The sequence below is a fragment of the Exiguobacterium sp. LL15 genome (assembly GCF_024436095.1).
Taxonomy (GTDB): Bacteria; Bacillota; Bacilli; order Exiguobacteriales; family Exiguobacteriaceae; genus Exiguobacterium_A; species Exiguobacterium_A indicum.
The window spans coordinates 942,603-960,778 of record NZ_JANFNX010000001.1 but is presented as its reverse complement, the minus strand read 5'-3'; the positions used below and the strand labels follow the sequence as shown (position 1 = coordinate 960,778).

The 18,176-nt window shown below is 44.4% G+C and carries 20 protein-coding genes; all 20 read right to left on the bottom strand.

All coding sequences use genetic code 11. The features are described from left to right. Positions 1-7 precede the first annotated feature (7 nt). The 20 genes from rseP to fliQ all read right to left on the bottom strand — a co-directional run bounded on the left by rseP (position 8) and on the right by fliQ (position 18,171). The gene (gene rseP / locus NOM72_RS04735; protein ID WP_023468687.1) at positions 8-1,249 is read right to left on the bottom strand and encodes an RIP metalloprotease RseP; all 1,242 of its coding nucleotides are present in this window, start codon (positions 1,247-1,249) and stop codon (positions 8-10) included. Between the two features lie 14 nt (positions 1,250-1,263). Then, a complete protein-coding gene (locus NOM72_RS04730; RefSeq protein ID WP_255997942.1) occupies positions 1,264-2,418 on the bottom strand; it encodes a 1-deoxy-D-xylulose-5-phosphate reductoisomerase in 1,155 nt (384 codons plus the stop codon). A 14-nt stretch (positions 2,419-2,432) separates the two neighbouring features. After that, a complete protein-coding gene (locus NOM72_RS04725) occupies positions 2,433-3,233 on the bottom strand; it encodes a phosphatidate cytidylyltransferase (protein WP_023468689.1) in 801 nt (266 codons plus the stop codon). A gap of 19 nt (positions 3,234-3,252) precedes the next feature. Further along, positions 3,253-3,993 carry an undecaprenyl pyrophosphate synthase gene (locus tag NOM72_RS04720; RefSeq protein WP_023468690.1) on the bottom strand — a complete coding sequence of 247 codons (741 nt, stop codon included), beginning with the start codon at positions 3,991-3,993 and terminating at the stop codon, positions 3,253-3,255. A gap of 79 nt (positions 3,994-4,072) precedes the next feature. Further along, positions 4,073-4,630, bottom strand: coding sequence for a ribosome recycling factor (gene frr / locus NOM72_RS04715; protein ID WP_023468691.1), 558 nt, complete (start codon positions 4,628-4,630; stop codon positions 4,073-4,075). A 1-nt stretch (position 4,631) separates the two neighbouring features. Then, entirely contained in the window at positions 4,632-5,351 is a 720-nt protein-coding gene (pyrH, locus tag NOM72_RS04710; protein WP_023468692.1) for a UMP kinase, read from the bottom strand. A gap of 111 nt (positions 5,352-5,462) precedes the next feature. Continuing rightward, positions 5,463-6,344 carry a translation elongation factor Ts gene (gene tsf / locus NOM72_RS04705; protein ID WP_023468693.1) on the bottom strand — a complete coding sequence of 294 codons (882 nt, stop codon included), beginning with the start codon at positions 6,342-6,344 and terminating at the stop codon, positions 5,463-5,465. A gap of 82 nt (positions 6,345-6,426) precedes the next feature. After that, entirely contained in the window at positions 6,427-7,161 is a 735-nt protein-coding gene (rpsB, locus tag NOM72_RS04700; protein WP_012370721.1) for a 30S ribosomal protein S2, read from the bottom strand. Between the two features lie 129 nt (positions 7,162-7,290). After that, on the bottom strand, positions 7,291-7,752 hold the full coding sequence (locus tag NOM72_RS04695) for a hypothetical protein (protein WP_035396785.1): 462 nt from the start codon (positions 7,750-7,752) through the stop codon (positions 7,291-7,293). Between the two features lie 13 nt (positions 7,753-7,765). Continuing rightward, positions 7,766-8,539, bottom strand: a complete 774-nt coding sequence (locus NOM72_RS04690; RefSeq protein ID WP_053453774.1) for a FliA/WhiG family RNA polymerase sigma factor — start codon at positions 8,537-8,539, stop codon at positions 7,766-7,768. Positions 8,540-8,552: 13 nt separating this feature from the next. Next, positions 8,553-9,035, bottom strand: a complete 483-nt coding sequence (locus NOM72_RS04685) for a chemotaxis protein CheD (RefSeq protein WP_023468696.1) — start codon at positions 9,033-9,035, stop codon at positions 8,553-8,555. Continuing rightward, positions 9,028-9,636 (bottom strand): chemotaxis protein CheC, encoded by a 609-nt coding sequence (locus tag NOM72_RS04680; protein ID WP_023468697.1) that lies wholly within the window; start codon positions 9,634-9,636, stop codon positions 9,028-9,030. The genes NOM72_RS04685 and NOM72_RS04680 overlap by 8 nt, the downstream gene beginning before the upstream one ends. Continuing rightward, positions 9,629-10,057, bottom strand: coding sequence for a chemotaxis protein CheW (locus NOM72_RS04675; protein ID WP_023468698.1), 429 nt, complete (start codon positions 10,055-10,057; stop codon positions 9,629-9,631). Before NOM72_RS04675 ends, NOM72_RS04680 begins: the two co-directional genes overlap by 8 nt. 11 nt (positions 10,058-10,068) lie before the next feature. Next, positions 10,069-12,066 (bottom strand): chemotaxis protein CheA, encoded by a 1,998-nt coding sequence (locus NOM72_RS04670; protein WP_023468699.1) that lies wholly within the window; start codon positions 12,064-12,066, stop codon positions 10,069-10,071. Between the two features lie 26 nt (positions 12,067-12,092). Then, positions 12,093-12,947 carry a MinD/ParA family protein gene (locus NOM72_RS04665; protein WP_035396779.1) on the bottom strand — a complete coding sequence of 285 codons (855 nt, stop codon included), beginning with the start codon at positions 12,945-12,947 and terminating at the stop codon, positions 12,093-12,095. Then, a complete protein-coding gene (locus NOM72_RS04660; RefSeq protein WP_055968635.1) occupies positions 12,944-13,996 on the bottom strand; it encodes a flagellar biosynthesis protein FlhF in 1,053 nt (350 codons plus the stop codon). The genes NOM72_RS04665 and NOM72_RS04660 overlap by 4 nt, the downstream gene beginning before the upstream one ends. A 3-nt stretch (positions 13,997-13,999) precedes the next feature. After that, entirely contained in the window at positions 14,000-16,024 is a 2,025-nt protein-coding gene (gene flhA / locus NOM72_RS04655; protein WP_023468702.1) for a flagellar biosynthesis protein FlhA, read from the bottom strand. A gap of 14 nt (positions 16,025-16,038) precedes the next feature. Continuing rightward, positions 16,039-17,130, bottom strand: a complete 1,092-nt coding sequence (gene flhB, locus NOM72_RS04650; protein ID WP_023468703.1) for a flagellar biosynthesis protein FlhB — start codon at positions 17,128-17,130, stop codon at positions 16,039-16,041. A gap of 4 nt (positions 17,131-17,134) precedes the next feature. Further along, positions 17,135-17,902, bottom strand: coding sequence for a flagellar biosynthetic protein FliR (fliR, locus tag NOM72_RS04645; protein ID WP_255997935.1), 768 nt, complete (start codon positions 17,900-17,902; stop codon positions 17,135-17,137). After that, a complete protein-coding gene (gene fliQ, locus NOM72_RS04640; RefSeq protein ID WP_023468705.1) occupies positions 17,899-18,171 on the bottom strand; it encodes a flagellar biosynthesis protein FliQ in 273 nt (90 codons plus the stop codon). The genes fliR and fliQ overlap by 4 nt, the downstream gene beginning before the upstream one ends. Positions 18,172-18,176 lie beyond the last annotated feature (5 nt).

Sequence of the window (18,176 nt, the reverse complement as noted above, 5' to 3'; positions counted from 1 at the left end):
TGATTAATTAAAAGAATTTTTGAATGTCGTTCCAAGTAACGACGAGCATGAGTAACATCAAAAGCGCAAAACCGACGAAGTGAACCAATCCTTCTTTTTGAGGATCGACCGGTTTACCGCGTAAGGCTTCAAGGAAGAGGAACAGCAAGCGTCCTCCGTCAAGTGCTGGAAGTGGTAATAAGTTGAAGACTGCTAAGTTCACGGACAACAATGCAGTCCATGTCAATAGCATCGAGAACCCACTATCTGCGACCTGATCGGTCATCTTGACGATCCCGACTGGTCCTGATAATTGATCGACGCCAACGACACCGGTCACGAGATCTCCAACCGCTCCGACGATGAGCGTCGACATCCGCCATGTTTCTGAAACGCCCGTTTGTAGTGCTGTTCCGAATGATTTTTCTGTCTCATTCGTAACACCGATGATGCCGACCTTCTGTTCTCCTTGCTGTTGCACTTTTGGCGTGATTTCAGTTGTCGTCTCTTTCCCATCACGCTCATATTTTACTTCTGTCGCTTTCCCAGCACGATCTTGGAATCCAGCACGTAAATCCGTCCATTTGGCTGTATCCTGTCCGTTGACTGAGATGATCCGGTCACCTTCAACAAGTCCTGCTTGATCGGCAGGTGAACCTTTTTGTACTGTTCCGATGACGCTTTCCCCTGTCGGAGAGCCATTATATAAGGCAAGACCGAATAAAATGACGAACGCGAGGACAAAGTTCATGAACGGTCCTGCAGCAATCGCAAGGACGCGTTTCCAAACGGATTTCGAACCAAATGTGCGGTCATACGGCGCAATTTGTGTCCGTGTCTGACCTTCGACAAGAAATGCTGTCGGGGAGACAGGGTATCGGACCGAGGTCTCATCCTGTAACCCAACGAGTTCGAGTTGACGCAACAAGTCAATCCGCTCGACAGTAACGACTTGGTCGACTTGTGGCTGATCTGCATCGAAATAAATCGTCTCGATGACACCGTCTTTTAACTGTAATCCGACGGTTTGACCTGATTTGATCTCAACGAGTTCAGGTTCTTCACCCGCCATCTTGACATAACCGCCAATCGGCAACAGGCGCACCGTATACAACGTCTCATTTTTAAACACTGAAAAGATCTTCGGTCCAAATCCAATCGCGAATTCCCGACAGAGAATACCTGCCCGCTTCGCCATTACGAGATGACCCCATTCATGGACGGCGACGAGTACACCGAACATCAGTACGATTGAAATAAAGGTCGTCATTACTTATCCCATCCTTAGTTAGCGAATGTAAGAGACGATACGAACTCACGCGCCCATCGATCGGCTTCAAGGATTTGATCCAAGGAAGGCTCGTCGATAAGGGTGTGAGCTTGAAGCGCCGCCTCAACGCTCGCTTCGATTTCTAAAAAGCGAATGTCCCCTTTTAAAAAACGGTCCACTGCTTGTTCGTTCGCAGCATTGAGTACTGATGGCATCGATCCACCGGCTTGACCCGCTTCAAAAGCAAGTCGTAACAACGGATAACGATCAAATGATGCATCAGCAAAGTGTAAGCGTCCGATTTCCTTTAAGTTTAACCGTTCTCCCCCTTGGATTTCAAGGCGGGACGGATATGTAAGAGCGTACTGAATCGGCTCCCGCATGTCGGGCATACCAAGCTGCGCCATGACGGCACCATCGTTGAACTCAACCATCGAGTGGATGATCGATTCACGATGAATGACGACATCGATATCCGCATAGTCGACATCAAATAACCAGTGCGCTTCAATGACTTCGAACCCTTTGTTCATCATCGTCGCCGAATCAATCGTGATTTTTGCTCCCATCGACCAGTTCGGATGCGCCAGTGCTTGTTCGACCGTCACGTCTGCCAGTTCTTCCCGTGATTGATCACGGAAGCTTCCGCCTGATGCCGTTAAGATGATTTGACGCACATCCTCTCGCCGCTCCCCGTTCAAGCATTGGAAAATCGCCGCATGTTCACTATCAACGGGTAAAATCGTCACGTTTTTTTCGCGCGCGAGCTTCATGACAAGGTGCCCTGCCGTGACGAGTGTTTCTTTGTTCGCAAGACCAATCGTTTTACCCGCCTCGATCGCGGCAAGCGTCGGACGTAAGCCGACAGCTCCTACGACCGCTGTAATGACTGTATCGACTTCAGGATGCGTCACGACATCAAGCAATCCTTCTTCACCGATGACGATCGTCGGCTGATAACTCAACTGCTGCTCGAGTTCTTGACGTGTTGTCTCATCTTGAACTCCGACAAGCATCGGTTGCAAACGATTCAACCACGGTACGGCGACCGTCGTGTTGCGACCAAATGCAAAACTCGTCAATTCAAAAAGATCTGGATTAGCCGCAATGACATCAAGTGTCTGCGTACCAATCGATCCCGTTCCACCGATGATACTGATTTTCTTCATAATGAAGTGCCTCCTCAAGCAAAGATATCGAGTACGACGAGGACCGTAAAGACGATCATCATGCTGTCGAACCGATCTAGAATACCACCATGGCCCGGTAGTAACGTTCCAGAATCCTTCACACCATAATGGCGTTTGTAAGCGGACTGGACCAAGTCACCAAGTTGCCCAACGACGGCAACGATGATGGCAAGGACAATGACTTTCCCAAAACCGACTGTCGGTTCGATACTTTCAAACACGACACCGAGTAAGATGGCAAGTAGCACGCCACCGACTGCCCCTTCAATCGTTTTGTTCGGGCTGATTGACGGCCACAGTTTATTCTTACCAAATCGTTTCCCGACGAAGTACGCCCCTGAATCCGTAAACCAGATCAAGAGAATGATCAAGAGCGACCACGTTAATCCATGTTCGAGTAAGCGGATGTAGGCGAACGATGCAAAACCGACACCAACATAAACCGCAGTCAGCAGTAAAAAGGCGACATCATCGAACGTAAAGACATTTTTCGAAAACACGTTCCAAAAGAGACCGATCAATAAAATGATCATTGCCCAAGCGATTGGTGAAAGTCCGATTGGGAGTGTCCGATCGACTGCCTCTTCATAGATACCGACGAATGGTAATAACGTACCGATCCCGAATAAAATTCGTGGAATGCGCGAGCCGCTCCATTGTCGCATCCGGACGAGCTCGGTATAACCGAGAATCGTTAGTACTGCCATAAACGCTAAAAAGGGAAGTCCACCGATGTACAAAAGCGCCAAAAAGATGGCGCCTGCCCATATCCCTGTGATAATCCGAGTTTTCATAAGCTAGTTCCTCATTTAATCAGACGCCGCCAAATCGGCGTGTCCGTTGATTGTAATCTTCAATTGCTGCCAAGAAAGCATCCCGACGAAACTCTGGCCACAAGACATCTGTAAAATAAAACTCTGCGTACGCCGCTTGCCAAAGTAAGAAGTTCGATAACCGTTGTTCGCCACTCGTTCGAATCACGAAATCGACATCGGTTACGGATCCTGTCATTAGCTCGCGCTCGATCGTCTCCGGTGTAATCGCATCCGGTGACAATGTTCCTGCCTGAACCTGTGCGCCCAGTTTTTGCATGACTTGCACGAGTTCATCGCGTCCTCCATAATTCAGAGCGAAAATCAGACGAAGTCCTGTATTGTGTTGCGTATCCAGTTTCGCTTGTTCGACCGCCTCACGCGTGAAATGAGGGAGGCGAGATACTTCACCTGCTACCTCGACCTTAACATTTTGGGCATCGAGTTCTTTCAAATCTGATTCTAAAAACTGAGCTGGGAGCTTCATCAAAAAATTAACTTCTTCTTCTGGACGCGTCCAGTTTTCAGTTGAAAAGGCATATAGTGTCAAGCTTCTGATACCAAGCTCATTTGCAACTCGAACGACTTCTCGAATCGATTTCATCCCTTCACGATGTCCCATAATTCGCGGAAGCCCACGTTTTTTTGCCCATCGTCCATTTCCATCCATGATGATCGCAACATGTTCTGGCACCCGTTCATAGGTTTCGGTTTCTTTCGTCTGATTCAACCATTGAAACATTCGCACTTCCTCCTCTCTCAATTATGAAGAAAGGGACTCTTCGTGTGACAAAGAGTCCCCCACATGACGATCCGTCGCGTCATACTTCCATGATTTCTTGTTCTTTTTCCGTTGCCGTTTGATCAAGTTGTTTGACGAACTTGTCTGTCAACGTCTGAACATCTTCTGTATAACCACGTAGATCATCTTCTGTCAATGCACCATCTTTTTCTTGTTTCTTCAACTGTTCGTTCGTGTCACGACGAATGTTACGGAGGGCAACCTTGCCTTCTTCCGTATACTTCTTGACGAGTTTAACCAGTTCCTTCCGACGCTCTTCCGTTAATGGTGGAATCGCAAGACGGATGACCGTACCATCAGATGATGGTGCAAGACCAAGATCAGCACGTTGAATCGCTTTTTCAATCTCACTCACCATTGACTTATCCCAAGGAGTGATCAAGATTAGGCGTGCCTCTGGTGTGTTGACATTCGCTACTTGATTCAGCGGTGTTGGTGAACCATAGTATTCGACTTGAACGGGATCCAAAATCGCAACGTTCGCACGACCTGCACGGAGTGTCGCAAGTTCCTTCTTAAGTGAAAGATGTGCTTTTTCCATCCGTTCTTCGGCTTGTTTTAAGATTTCTTTTGACATATTAGTTCCCCCTTACGATTGTCCCGATTTCGTCACCGATGACGACACGTTTGATGTTACCTTCTTCCATCAACGAGAAGACGATGAGCGGGATGTCATTGTCCATACAAAGTGATGTAGCTGTAGAATCCATGACTTGGAGTCCATCTTTTAAGACATCCAAGTAAGAGAGCGTCTCGAATTTTTTCGCTTCTGGATCAACGTTCGGATCCGCTGAGTACACACCATCGACATTGTTTTTCGCCATCAAGATGACTTCTGCTTCGATTTCTGCTGCACGAAGAGCAGCCGTTGTGTCAGTTGAGAAATAAGGATTTCCGGTACCTGCTGCAAAAATAACAACTCGTCCTTTTTCAAGATGACGCATTGCACGGCGACGAATATATGGTTCTGCTACTTGGCGCATCTCGATCGATGTTTGAACACGTGTTTCAACACCTACATCTTCTAAACTGTCTTGAAGCGCAAGCGAGTTCATGACTGTCGCTAGCATCCCCATATAATCGGCATTGGCCCGGTCCATCCCAAGTTCTGCACCTGTTTTACCACGCCAAATATTTCCAGCTCCGACAACGACCGCTACTTCAACATTTAATTCAATCAATTCGCGAATCTGTTCCGAGATGGATTTGACGATGACAGGATTAATCCCAAACCCTTGATCTCCTGCGAGCGCTTCTCCGCTCAATTTTAACACAATCCGGTTATATTTCGGTTGCATGACTATGTCCCCCTTGCTAAATTCCGTAAAAAAGGAACACGAACCACTTCCACACGAAAGTGGATTGAAGCATACGTGTTCCTTCTCTTGTCATCAGGATGATCCCGATTCTTATTTTTTAAGTTGGTTCATAACTTCTTCAGCGAAGTTCTCTTCGCGTTTTTCCATACCTTCTCCAACTTCGAAGCGTACGAATGACACGACTTTACCGCCTTTAGATTCTACATATTTACCAACTTTGAAGTCTGGATCCTTAACGAACGTTTGATCGACGAGGCAGATTTCCTCGAAGAACTTGTTCATACGACCAACGATCATTTTTTCAACGATGTTAGCTGGTTTTCCTTCGTTCAATGCTTGCTCAGTGAGGACTTTTTCTTCACGTGCTTTTTCTTCTTCTGTGACAGAAGTACGGTCAACGTAAAGTGGACGTGCTGCTGCGATGTGCATTGCAACGTCTTTTGCAACTGTTTCGTCTGTCGTACCTTCGATAACGACGACTGAACCGATGCGACCACCCATGTGGAGGTAAGAACCGAAGACTGCATCATCTGCTTTTGTGAAGAGCGCTACGCGACGGAGTGAGATTTTCTCTCCGATTGTTGAAGCTTCTTCTGAGATGTATGTGTCGATTGTTTTGCCTGCTTCGTATTCAGAAGCAAGAGCAGCTTCTGCTGTCTCAGAACCGTTACGGAGAACAGCGTCTGCGATGTTTTGAACGAGTGTTTGGAAACGTTCGTTTTTCGCAACGAAGTCTGTTTCTGAGTTGATTTCAACGAGTGCCGCTTTGTTGCCGTCAACTGCAACTGCAGTCAACCCTTCAGCTGCGATACGATCGCCTTTTGCTGCTGCTTTAGCGATCCCTTTTTCACGCAAGAAATCTACTGCTGCGTTCATGTCACCGTCAGTTTCAACGAGTGCTTTTTTGCAGTCGAGCATACCTGCACCTGTTTTTTCACGAAGTTCTTTAACCATTGCTGCTGTAATAGCCATTCGATATTCCTCCTTATAACATCCTTAGTTTCAAAAAAAAGGTGATAAAAGGTCGATTCCCTTTATCACCTGGCATCACGAATTACTCAGCGTCTGCTACTACTTCTTCAGTAGTTTCAGGTGCTACGTTATCTTCGCCTTGTTTAACTTCGAGGATTGCGTCAGCCATTTTACCAGTGAGCAATTTGACTGCACGGATCGCATCGTCGTTCGCTGGGATGACGTAGTCGATTTCGTCTGGATCACAGTTCGTATCAACAATCGCAACGATTGGGATGTTGAGTTTGTGTGCTTCTGCAATCGCGATACGCTCTTTGCGTGGGTCAACGATGAAGAGTGCATCCGGAACGCCTGGCATATCTTTGATACCGCCGAGGAATTTCTCAAGACGAGTCATTTCTTTTTTAAGAATGATGACTTCTTTTTTAGGAAGAACTTCGAATGTACCGTTCTCTTCCATTTTTTCAAGTTGTTTCAAACGGTTGATACGTTTTTTGATTGTAGAGAAGTTCGTGAGAGTTCCACCCAACCAACGTTCGTTGATGAAGTATTGACCTGCACGGATCGCTTCTTCTTTCACAGTGTCTTGAGCTTGTTTTTTCGTACCAACGAAAAGAACGTTTCCGCCTTCAGACGCTACTTCACGGATGAAGTTGTATGCTTCGTCTACTTTTTTGACCGTTTTTTGAAGGTCGATGATGTAGATTCCGTTCCGTTCTGTGAAGATGTATTTCGCCATTTTTGGGTTCCAACGGCGTGTTTGGTGACCGAAGTGTACACCAGCTTCTAACAATTGTTTCATCGAGATTACTGCCATGATGAATTCCTCCTTTTGGGTTTTGGATGTCCTCCGCGATGATCGTCTGTCCAGCTAACCTATTAAAGGCACCGCAGCTGGCGATACATGCGTGCGTAATTAACACCGTAGACTAATATAGCATAAAGATTAACGAGGAGCAACCTTCGTTTGACGAGAAAGTTTAGCAATTAAAGCGACCTCACCCGTTCCCCGGTTCAAAGAACGAGCGAGTGTCTCAATATCTGTTCCTTCGCGTAAAGCCTGCTCCACATCTGTTAAGACCTGTTCTTCGTTCTGTACTTCAGAAGGAACTGGTGTTTCAATATATGATTCAGCTCGTTCATTTTGTACAACATTTTCCTCAGGTAAAACTGATTCTATTGATGGATTCTGATATGTTTCATTTATAGGATTAGATGATACCTCAGATTTTACGTTCTGCTCGGTCATTTCATTTACTTGCTCCATAAAGCTTAATAAAACTTGCTCTGTTTCGCTTTTTTCAAGCTCTAAACGGGATATACGATCTTTTAAATCCGCTTGCTGACGAAACAGCACAAGTAGTGCGTAGCATATAAGAGCTGCTAAGAGTATATACACGACTGTCATGATTGATTTCCTTTCACATTGCGACACGATCTGCTAAGTAGGCACTTCCCAATGCATTTTTTAATTTACGGAGAGCCTTAGAGTGGATTTGAGAAATTCGAGATGTTGACAATTCAAGGATTTCGCCAATCTCAGTCAATGTTAATTCTTCATAGTAGAACAAGGAAACGACGAGTTGTTCTTTTTCTGACAATTCTTTAACTTCCTCTGCTAATTTAGCAATCAACTCACGCATTAATAACATGTCTTCCGGAGTCGCAGTATCAGGGTCTAGATAGGAAACGGTCATTGCTTTCCCTTCATCTTGTAAAGTGACGGCTTCGTCAATCGATAATACATTTGCAAAATAACTTTCAGCTAACGCACTCTTCACTTCATCTGTAGACATTTCTACAATCGAAGATACTTCTTCAATCGTCGGAGTTCTTTGAAGAGATTGCTCTAGTATTTCAACAGCTGCTTCGACCCGCTTTGCTTTTTCTCGTAAAGAACGTGGTAACCAATCGATTTTTCGCAATCCATCTAAAATTGCTCCTCGAATCCGAAAGGCGGCATACGTGTCGAATTTATTATTATGATTTTGATCGAATTTTTGAAGAGCATCGTACAATCCCATCATCCCTAAACTTTTCAATTCATCCCGATCGACACTTTTAGGTAATGTTGCACTTAGTCGTTGAACATGATACTGAACGAGAGGCTCGTAATTCAAAAGTAATTCATCTGCTACCGTGATATCACGTGTCGATAGCCATCGATCCCAAAGTTGTTGTAATTCCTCACGCATGACCATTCCTCCTCTATATTTCCAACGTCCCGACATTTACTGTCCGGATAACGAGACGTCCTGACTTTGAGTGGAACTCGATCGTCCGCCCATTCGTGCCACCTACATCTTCTGCAACGAGTGGGATTCCTGTCTTTTGTAACATATCTTTGACGGACGCAATGTTTCGTTCTCCAATTCGCATCGATTCATGTTCGTATTTGAATTGGAACATCTGTGCACCACCAGCAATCTTAGCACGTAAGCGTAATGCACCATTTGCTCGTAAGCGTTTTACGATTTCTAAAATAGCAGTATCTGCAAACTTACCGATTTCTGCCTCGCGATTACGACTAATGGCCGAATCTGGCAACATCACATGTGCCATGCTTGATAACCCTCGCTCTTGATCATAGATGACGACCCCAACGCAAGAACCAAGACCAGCAGTGCGAAGAATGACAGGCTGTTTGCTGATTGCGTATTCTGCAATTCCAATACGTATGAGTTCATCCATCAATGTCCACACCCAATCGCTGAAAAACTGTCTGAAACGCATTTGCTTCTGGAAGGAGAAGCAAGTGTCCAGTCAATTCATTCCCGGCACTAGAAAGATGAGTGTCGATATACAAAGCCATATTTCCCGGTGTTGAAGATTCAAGCAATGCCACCTCGAGAAGTGCGCCAACCATATCAAATGCAGAAGCAGGAACACTGACTTGGAGGGACAAATCCAACCAATCTGAAATCGATCGTGCATATGCCCCAATTAGTATATTCCCGATTTCCTCCCAGGCAGAAACCCCCATTTCATGAGAATCAGAGAAAAATTGGAATTCAGATTTCATTAGCTGTCCAATTAACTTTTCTGCATCATGGAGTGGCATCAAAAAAAGCAAGGTCGCTCGAATATCACCTGAAAACCGTAACAATGCGCCAGCCGTGTAAGCTTCTGCACCGCCCACACGATCTATGATCGTTGTAAACGATTCTAATTCGGCAGAAGGCACTTCGATTTCAATTGGTTTCCCTAAAAGTGTAGACAATGCTGTAGCAGCATGACCTGCTCCGATATTTCCAATTTCTCTGAAAATATCTTTTTGATCTGAATTAAGCATGAACGATATCCTCAAATAATCGATTTGGTTCGATTAAAGAAAACAGTTGGTCTTCTCCTTTTGCGACTGCCGTTAGGTAAGATGCATCTTCCTGTTTTTGTTCGCCCAAAGGCTCGATTCTAACTTCAGAAGATTCTACGACTTCATTCGCTCGATCAACGATGAATCCAGCGTCTCCGTGCTCAAGTGTTGCAATGATGATCCGTGTTTCTTCTGTTTCTTCGATTACGTCAAAACCTAAACGTGAACGTAAATCAATCACAGGTGTTACGACTCCACGCAAATTAATTACACCTTTAACGTAAGAAGCAGCATTTGGAATTCGTGTGATGGGAATGAGACGTTCAATTGAACGAACAGATTGTACGTCAATCCCATATGAATTCTCTTCTAGTTGAAAAACAACCCACTTTTGTTCCATCTTCAATTCCCTCACTTTCGTAATAGAGCGTTACTGTCAATGATTAATGCCACTTGCCCATCGCCAAGTATAGTTGCTCCGGAAATAGCCCGAATACCTTCGAGATAACTACCTAGCGGCTTCATGACAATTTCTTGTTGTCCAATCAATTCAGAAACGATTAAACCTGCCAGCTTTTCACCACTACGAACAACAACAACGGAGTAAGCCTCCGCCTCATGTTGCGGCAATCCATAGACTTCATTTAACGAAATCAATGGAACCAATTGTCCACGGAAATCGAATACTTTCTCGCGATGCGCCTGTAAGATCGAAGAGCTTCTTAATGATGTTGTCTCGATGATTGCCGTCAACGGAATAGCATACGTTTCTTTACCAAGTTCAACCAACATTGCTGAAATGATAGATAACGTAAGTGGTAGACTAATTCGGAAAATAGTACCTTCACCACGACGTGTTTCTACAAATACTTCCCCACCAAGAGATTCAATCTTGGATTTCACAACATCGAGTCCTACACCTCGCCCGGACAAATCTGTCACCGTTTCTGCTGTCGAAAAACCTGGAGCGAATAATAACATCGATGCTTCTTCAATTGTTAATAGTGCCGCCTCTTCTTCCGTAATTAGCCCCTTTTCAATCGCGATTCGTGTGACGCGCTCGTGGTTAATTCCAGCACCATCATCTTCGATTTCAATGAAGACTCGATTTCCCGAATGATAGGCGCGTAATGATAAATTCCCTTCAACAGGTTTTCCAGCAAGAATTCGGTCCGCTTTGTTTTCGATTCCATGATCGATTGCATTACGAATCAAGTGAACTAATGGATCTCCGATCTCATCGATGACTGTTCGATCCAACTCTGTCTCAGCACCAGTGATATGAAGTTTTATGTGTTTTCCGACATCTTTCGATACAGAACGTACCATTCGTGGGAAACGATTAAATACTTGTTCAATTGGCATCATACGTAAAGTCAATACGAGAGACTGTAATTCGTTCGTCCCACGCTTAATTCGCTCAACAGTATCCGTCAATTCAGGAGAGCCTACTTCTGCCGCAATTCGTTCTAAGCGACCTCGATCGATGATGAACTCCTCAAATAAGTTCATGAGGCGGTCAATCCGTTCAAGATTGACACGGATCGTTTTTGAAGCGACTGGTGCAGTGACATCCATTGGTTCACTCGTCGTAGAAGTCGCCTCTTTTTGAATCTCTTCAGTAACAGGTTCTTGTTGCAACGTAGAAGTGGCAACTTCTGCTTCTGACGTCGTCTCAAAAGGGACGATGGAAACATTCGCCACTTCTGATACGGCTTCAACTGCTTCTCGAATCGTCTCTTTTTCACTTTGTGTTACGAATAAAATCTCAAATGATGTATCAAAATGTTCTTGCTCTAAGTCATCTGAAGTCGGATTTGATAAAATGACGTCCCCCAGTGATTGAAGACGATCAAACACCATATAAACACGAGCAGCTTTTAAGATGACATCAGCTGATAGTTCGACTGATAACACGTATGCTTGATAGCCTGCTGCAATCGATTGTTGGACAACCGCTTTTGAATAGACATCACATTCAAAATTCTGTTGCGTAGTAGGTAGAACATTCGTTTCAACTTGTACATCATTCGGTTGAATGAATCGCTTCAATCGATTAACCGTCTCCGTTACATCTAACTTTCCTTTTCCGCCTCGACTAATATCTTCAACCATCGTTTCAAGTTGTTCTGCCGCGACGAATAATACATCAATCAGTTCGGAAGTAGCTGGTTGTTTTTTAGAGCGAACTAAATCGAGAGCACTCTCCATTTCATGCGTTAAGTCAGCGATAGCATCATACCCCATCGTTCCTGCCATTCCTTTGAGTGTGTGAGCTGACCGGAAAATTTGATCAATGACAGCTTCGTCATCCATACGTTGTTCGAAATCCAATAAGCTTGTATTGATTGCTTGAAGGTGCTCCATTGATTCATCAAGGAACAATCCTACATATTCATTTAAGTCCATGAATGATTTCCTCCTTTATTTCCAACTTAATGGACATGATCTTTCCCATGCTTTAGCCGACTTAATAATCGATCTAAAAACTTTCGTTCTTTTACGCGAACACCCGTCAATGAAGTAGTAATGTGATCCATTCGCCAACTGACATGACTTTTTCGATCCATGATATAAAATGGCATTTGGGCTTTGACCGCTTTCACTACTGTTTGATCTTCAGGTAGAAAACCAATGAAACGTAGTGATTTTCTTAAAAATTGAGAGCTGACTAATTCGAGCCGATCAAATGTTTCAAGAGCTTCTTCACCATTCGTAGCTCGATTAACAATCACGGAAACAGGCAATTCATTCGCATGATGATGGGCTAATTTTACAAACGCGTACCCATCCATGATGGAAGTAGGTTCTGGTGTAACAACTAGCCATGCTTCATCTGCACTACCAATGAAATCAAACGTTTGATGATTAGCACCGGCACCTAGATCAAGTAATACATAATCATATTCATAGAAGAATCGAAATTCACGTAATAAAAAGGTAATGTCATCACTCGTGAAATTCGTCAATTCAGCAAATCCACTTCCCCCATGAATGAACTGAAGGGTTGGTGAATATTCTACAATTGACTGTTGTAGTGATTCTCTTTTCTTCACACATTCCATCAGTGATAACTTAGAAGATTTACCGAGTAAAATACCAATGTTGGCCATACCGATATCTAAATCGATAATAAGTACCTTCTTGTTTTGAAGAGATAGAGCAACACCTAAGTTGACAGCGACGTTCGTTTTCCCAACGCCACCTTTACCACTAACAATAGCAATCGTTTTAGTTTCATTTACGGATAACTTAGAGCGTAGGACTCGAGCTTGATCTTCTTGCATCATCCCATTCCTCTCTCGACGATCATCTGGGATATCTCTTCTACAGAACTAAACAAGATATCTTCAGGTACTTCTTGACCAGTGGTTATACAATAGATGGGTACATCACTTTCTTCCGCGAGACCAACGATTGACCATAATTCACTTGTCTCGTCCGCTTTTGAGAAAATAATTCCAGATACAGGTACGGATTGAAAGCGATCATACATACGAAGTAGATCTTGATATTTCGCAGTCAGACTGAGTACGAGAAATACATCCGTCTCTTCAAAAGTATGCCGACTTTTTAATTGTTCAACATACCCGACATCAAGGAAATTCCTACCCGCTGTGTCAATCAGAACGATATCGCATGATTGTAATGCTTCTTTCGCTTGTTCAAAGTCATTCAGATCGTATGCAACATGAATCGGGATACCTAGTATATCTGCATATGTGTTTAATTGTTCAATGGCAGATATCCGATATGTATCCGTCGTAATAAGACCGACTCGTTTTTTTTCTGTTAATGTAAAATGTGCTGCTAGTTTTGCAATCGTAGTCGTCTTTCCGACACCTGTAGGACCTGTTAACATAATGAATTTCGAATGCGTCGTTTTCGTCCGAATCTTCGCTTGAACCTCTTCGAGTAATACCGTGTTCAATTCAGCTTGCTGCGTTTGATAATAAGTTGACACAAGTTTCTCGTGTAGGTGTTCTGCCAACTGATTCAACGCTGGCTCCGCAAGTAACTTAGCGTACTGTCTTAGTTCTCTTGGTAATGGTCTTTCCCCTGTCGTAATAATTGTAGGGCGTTCTACGATTGATCGCTGTTCTATTTGGTTTACATGAAGGTTCACTCTATTCGGCTGTTCTACTTTAACAGTCCTTTTATCCTCTACATGTTCATCCACCGAACCGACCAATTCTACTTTTCGTTTTGCAAAAACCCCGAAAATACCACCGACTTTTATATGCCGTGTATTCAAGATGATAGCTTCTTCGCCTAACTCCTGTTTAACTCGCTCCATTGCTTCAGCCACCGTATCTGCTACGATTTTTTTCACTATCATTGCTTATATCACCCCAATACTCTTCACTTCGATTGTCGGCATCAATTCGTTATACGATAAGACCGGAATATCCGGGAAGTATCGTTCCGTCAACTGACGAACGAACATTCGAATACTTGGAGAAGTCAGAATGATTGGATGTGCGCCATAGCGTTCAAACTCCATCGTCCGTTCTTGCAGCGTTTCGATGAAGCGACTCGCTTTTTCGGGATCAAGCGCTAAATAATTACCAAACTCTGTCTTCTGGATCGCCGACTGGATATCGAGTTCCATCTCACTTGAGACTGTTACGACGTGTAACACCTCTCCTTGCATGACTTGTTCAGTGATTTGACGTGATAAGGATTGGCGAACATACTCTGCTAGTAATTCACTATCCTTGGTTACTGCGGCATAATCAGCAAGCGTTTCAAAAATTAAAGGTAAATTTCGAATCGATATTTTCTCTTTTAGTAATTGAACGAACACTTTTTGCAAATCCCCAATCGAAAGTAGTTGCGGCGTAACTTCTTCCACTAAAATCGGATGAGATTCTTTTAAATGATCGACCAATTGTTTCGTTTCTTCTCGACCAAGTAATTCAGCAGCATGTTTCTTTAAGAGTTCTGTTAAGTGCGTAGCAACGACAGATGGTGGATCAACGACCGTATAGCCTGACATTTCTGCTCGGCTCCGTGTCTGTTCATCAATCCAGAGTGCCGGCATACCAAATGCCGGTTCAACTGTCTCGATCCCTCGAATCTCTGGATCGTCGACACCCGGACTCATCGCTAAGTAATGATCAAGTAACAGTTCGCCGGTTGCCATCTCACTTCCGCGAATCTTAATCCGGTACTGATTCGGTGATAACTGTAAGTGATCCCGAATCCGAACGGTCGGAAGAACGAATCCGAGTTCAAGAGCTAGTTGCCTACGAATCATGACGACACGATCGAGTAAATCGCCACCTTGCGCTTCATCAGCAAGCGGAATCAAACCATAACCGAATTCGAATTCAATCGTATCAACATTCAGTAAGGAAATAACTGATTCGCTTGATCGTAAATTTTCGCTTGGTGCTTCTTCGACAGCAACTTCTTCTTGCATCGTCTTCGTCGCCTGCTTCATTCGCCAAGCAAAGAATCCAAACAGTGCAGCGATCGGCATCGTGACGTAATCCGGAATCGCCGTGAACAGTCCAAGTAAGAAGATCGCTCCTGCTGCAATTCCAACGAGGAGTGGTGTCCGTGTCAATTGACCGATGACATCCTCTCCAAGATTTCCATCAGACGTTGAACGTGTGACGATAATACCGGTCGCAACCGATATCAAAAGGGCTGGAATCTGACTGACAAGACCGTCACCAACTGTTAGCAACGTATACAAATTGACGGATTCCATCATCGGTAAACCCTGCTGGACAACACCGATGATCATCCCGAAAATCAAGTTGATGATGACGATGATGATGCCTGCGATTGCATCTCCTTTAACGAACTTCGACGCCCCATCCATCGCACCATAAAAATCCGCTTCCGACTGAATTTTTTGGCGACGAGTCCGGGCTTGCAATTCGTCAATCATGCCGGAGTTCAAATCAGCATCGATCGCCATTTGTTTCCCTGGCATCGCATCGAGCGTAAAACGTGCCGAGACTTCCGAGACTCGTTCTGAACCCTTTGTGATGACAAGAAACTGGATTAAGACGAGAATCAAGAAGACGACGAAGCCGACAAGCGCGTTACCTCCGACAACAAAACTACCGAAAGCCTCGATGACTTCGCCACCGTTTCCGTTTGATAAAATCGCCCGTGTCGTTGAGACATTGAGCGCAAGACGAAACAGCGTAACGATCAGTAACAATGTCGGAAATACAGAAAACTCAAGTGCCTCTTTGGCATTCATCGCAACGAGTAGTACCATCAAGGCAATTAAAATATTGATGATGATTAAAAAATCGAGCATGATAGCGGGCAGTGGAATGACGAGCATGAAGACGATCATGATGACGCCTAGCAGAACCGTTAAATCTCGTGTTGATATACTCATGATGCTTCATCCTTTCATTTTGCTTGTTTCAGTTGATAGACAAAGGCGAGTGTTTCAGCGAGCGCCTGATAGAACGTTTCATCCACTGCCATACCAATTTCTGATTGAGCGAATAACGCCCGCGCCAGCGGACGATTTTCAACAATCGGGACATCAGCTGCTGTCGCCTTCTCCCGAATCCGGAACGCGACAGCATCTACGCCTTTAGCAACGACAATCGGTGCCATATGTTTTCCGTCATCGTATTGAATCGCTACCGCATAATGGGTTGGGTTCGTGATGACGACGTCGGCATTTGGTATTTCTTGCATCATCCGCCGCATCGCCATCTCCCGTTGTTGTTGTTTGATTTTCCCTTTGATTTGAGGGTCACCCTCTGTGTTTTTATGCTCATCTTTTAAATCCTGTTTACTCATTCGGATCGACTTCTCGAAATCAAATTTTTGATAAGCGAAGTCCAAAATGGCTAATGCAATCAAAGCGATACTAACAGATAAACCGAGTAAAAATGTTAAATGACCAATGATAGCTAATGCATCACCGATTGGTTCCGAAGTCAACCGTGAAATTTCGACCTTGTTATTCCATAAGACCGTGCCGCTCGTCACACCGATGACAAGCAGTTTAAAGACCGATTTTAAAAATTCGACGAGCGCTTTGACACTAACAATTCGTTTGACGCCTTGTAGTGGATTAATCCGATCCAGTTTCGGTTGGATCGCCTCGCCACTCAAAAGTACACCAATTTGAACAAAATTCCCGAGAACACCGATGACGACCGCTGTTAAAAAGAACGGTGCGACGAGAATTCCCATTTGAATCAGCATCTCGACTAAAATCTGTTCAATTCGTCCCTCCTCAACAGCCTGCAACACTTGACTTGCACTTAGACCATCTTGTAGAACGAGGACGAATCGTCGTCCTAGAAATGGACCAAAAAAATAGAGGACGAGGAACATCGCGAATAACATAAAACTACTTGTCAGATCCGCTGATTTTGCGACTTGCCCCTTCTTGCGGGAATCATCCCGCTTTCGAGGTGTCGCCTTCTCCGTCTTCTCACCAGCGAAGTACTGAAGGTCAAGGCGTAATCGATATGAATGCATGTCCTCAACCTCCTAGTAATCGAATGGCATCTGCAAGTACATCTTGTAGTAATGGAACGAATCGACCGATTCCTGTGATCGTCGCTCCTGCTAATAAAAACAGAATCGCGTATCCCATCAATAGTTTGACGGAAAAACCAATCGCAAAAATGTTGAATTGGGGAGCCGTTTTCGCTAGGAAACCGAGCGCGAGATCCACTAAAAAGAGTGAAACGACAAGTGGCATCGCCATTTGTAAGGCAGTCAACATCGCAAGCCCAACGACACGGATGACAAGGCTCATTCCTGCGTCGCCCGATACCTCAATCAGGCTACCTGGTGGAAAGATTTGAAAACTCGTGTAGATGCCGTCAAGTAAAATCAGGTGCATATCAGAAGCGAGCAAGACGAGTAATGTCAGCATGTAATAAAAACGACCAACGATAGGTGACTGTCCACCAAACATCGGGTCATAAGCGGAAGCCATTGCAAGCCCCATTTGCAAATCAATGATGGAACCGGCAATTTGTGGCGCATACAATAAAAAACTGGCAAGTAACCCAAGTGCTAGACCGACTAAAACTTCCGTTCCCATTCGAAAGAAAAAATCGAAATCTTCTACGCGGACATCTGTTTTGACGGCATAACTTGCAAAGTAAGCTAGGCCTGCCGCCAATGCTAATTTATGTTGTGCTGGTAGTTGCTTTGAAGAAAACAACGGAGCTGCAACGAGAAATCCGACGATCCGACCAAAGATGAGTAAAAAAACACTCAAGAAAGAAAGTAACGTCATTTGCGGGAAACCTCAGCGATTTGTTTGAATAGATCAATCGTAAAGGTCTGTAGCTCCTGCATGATCCAAGGACCAAAAAAGACGAGTGCTAAAAATACGGCAACGATCTTTGGAACGAACGATAACGTCTGTTCCTGAATTTGCGTCGTCGCCTGCAAAATACTAACGAGCAGACCTACGACGAGCGAGACGAGTAGCAAGGGAGCCGATACCTTGAGTAATGTCCAGACGGCAGAACTTGCAAGCTGTATGATCATTTCTTGAGTCATTCGGA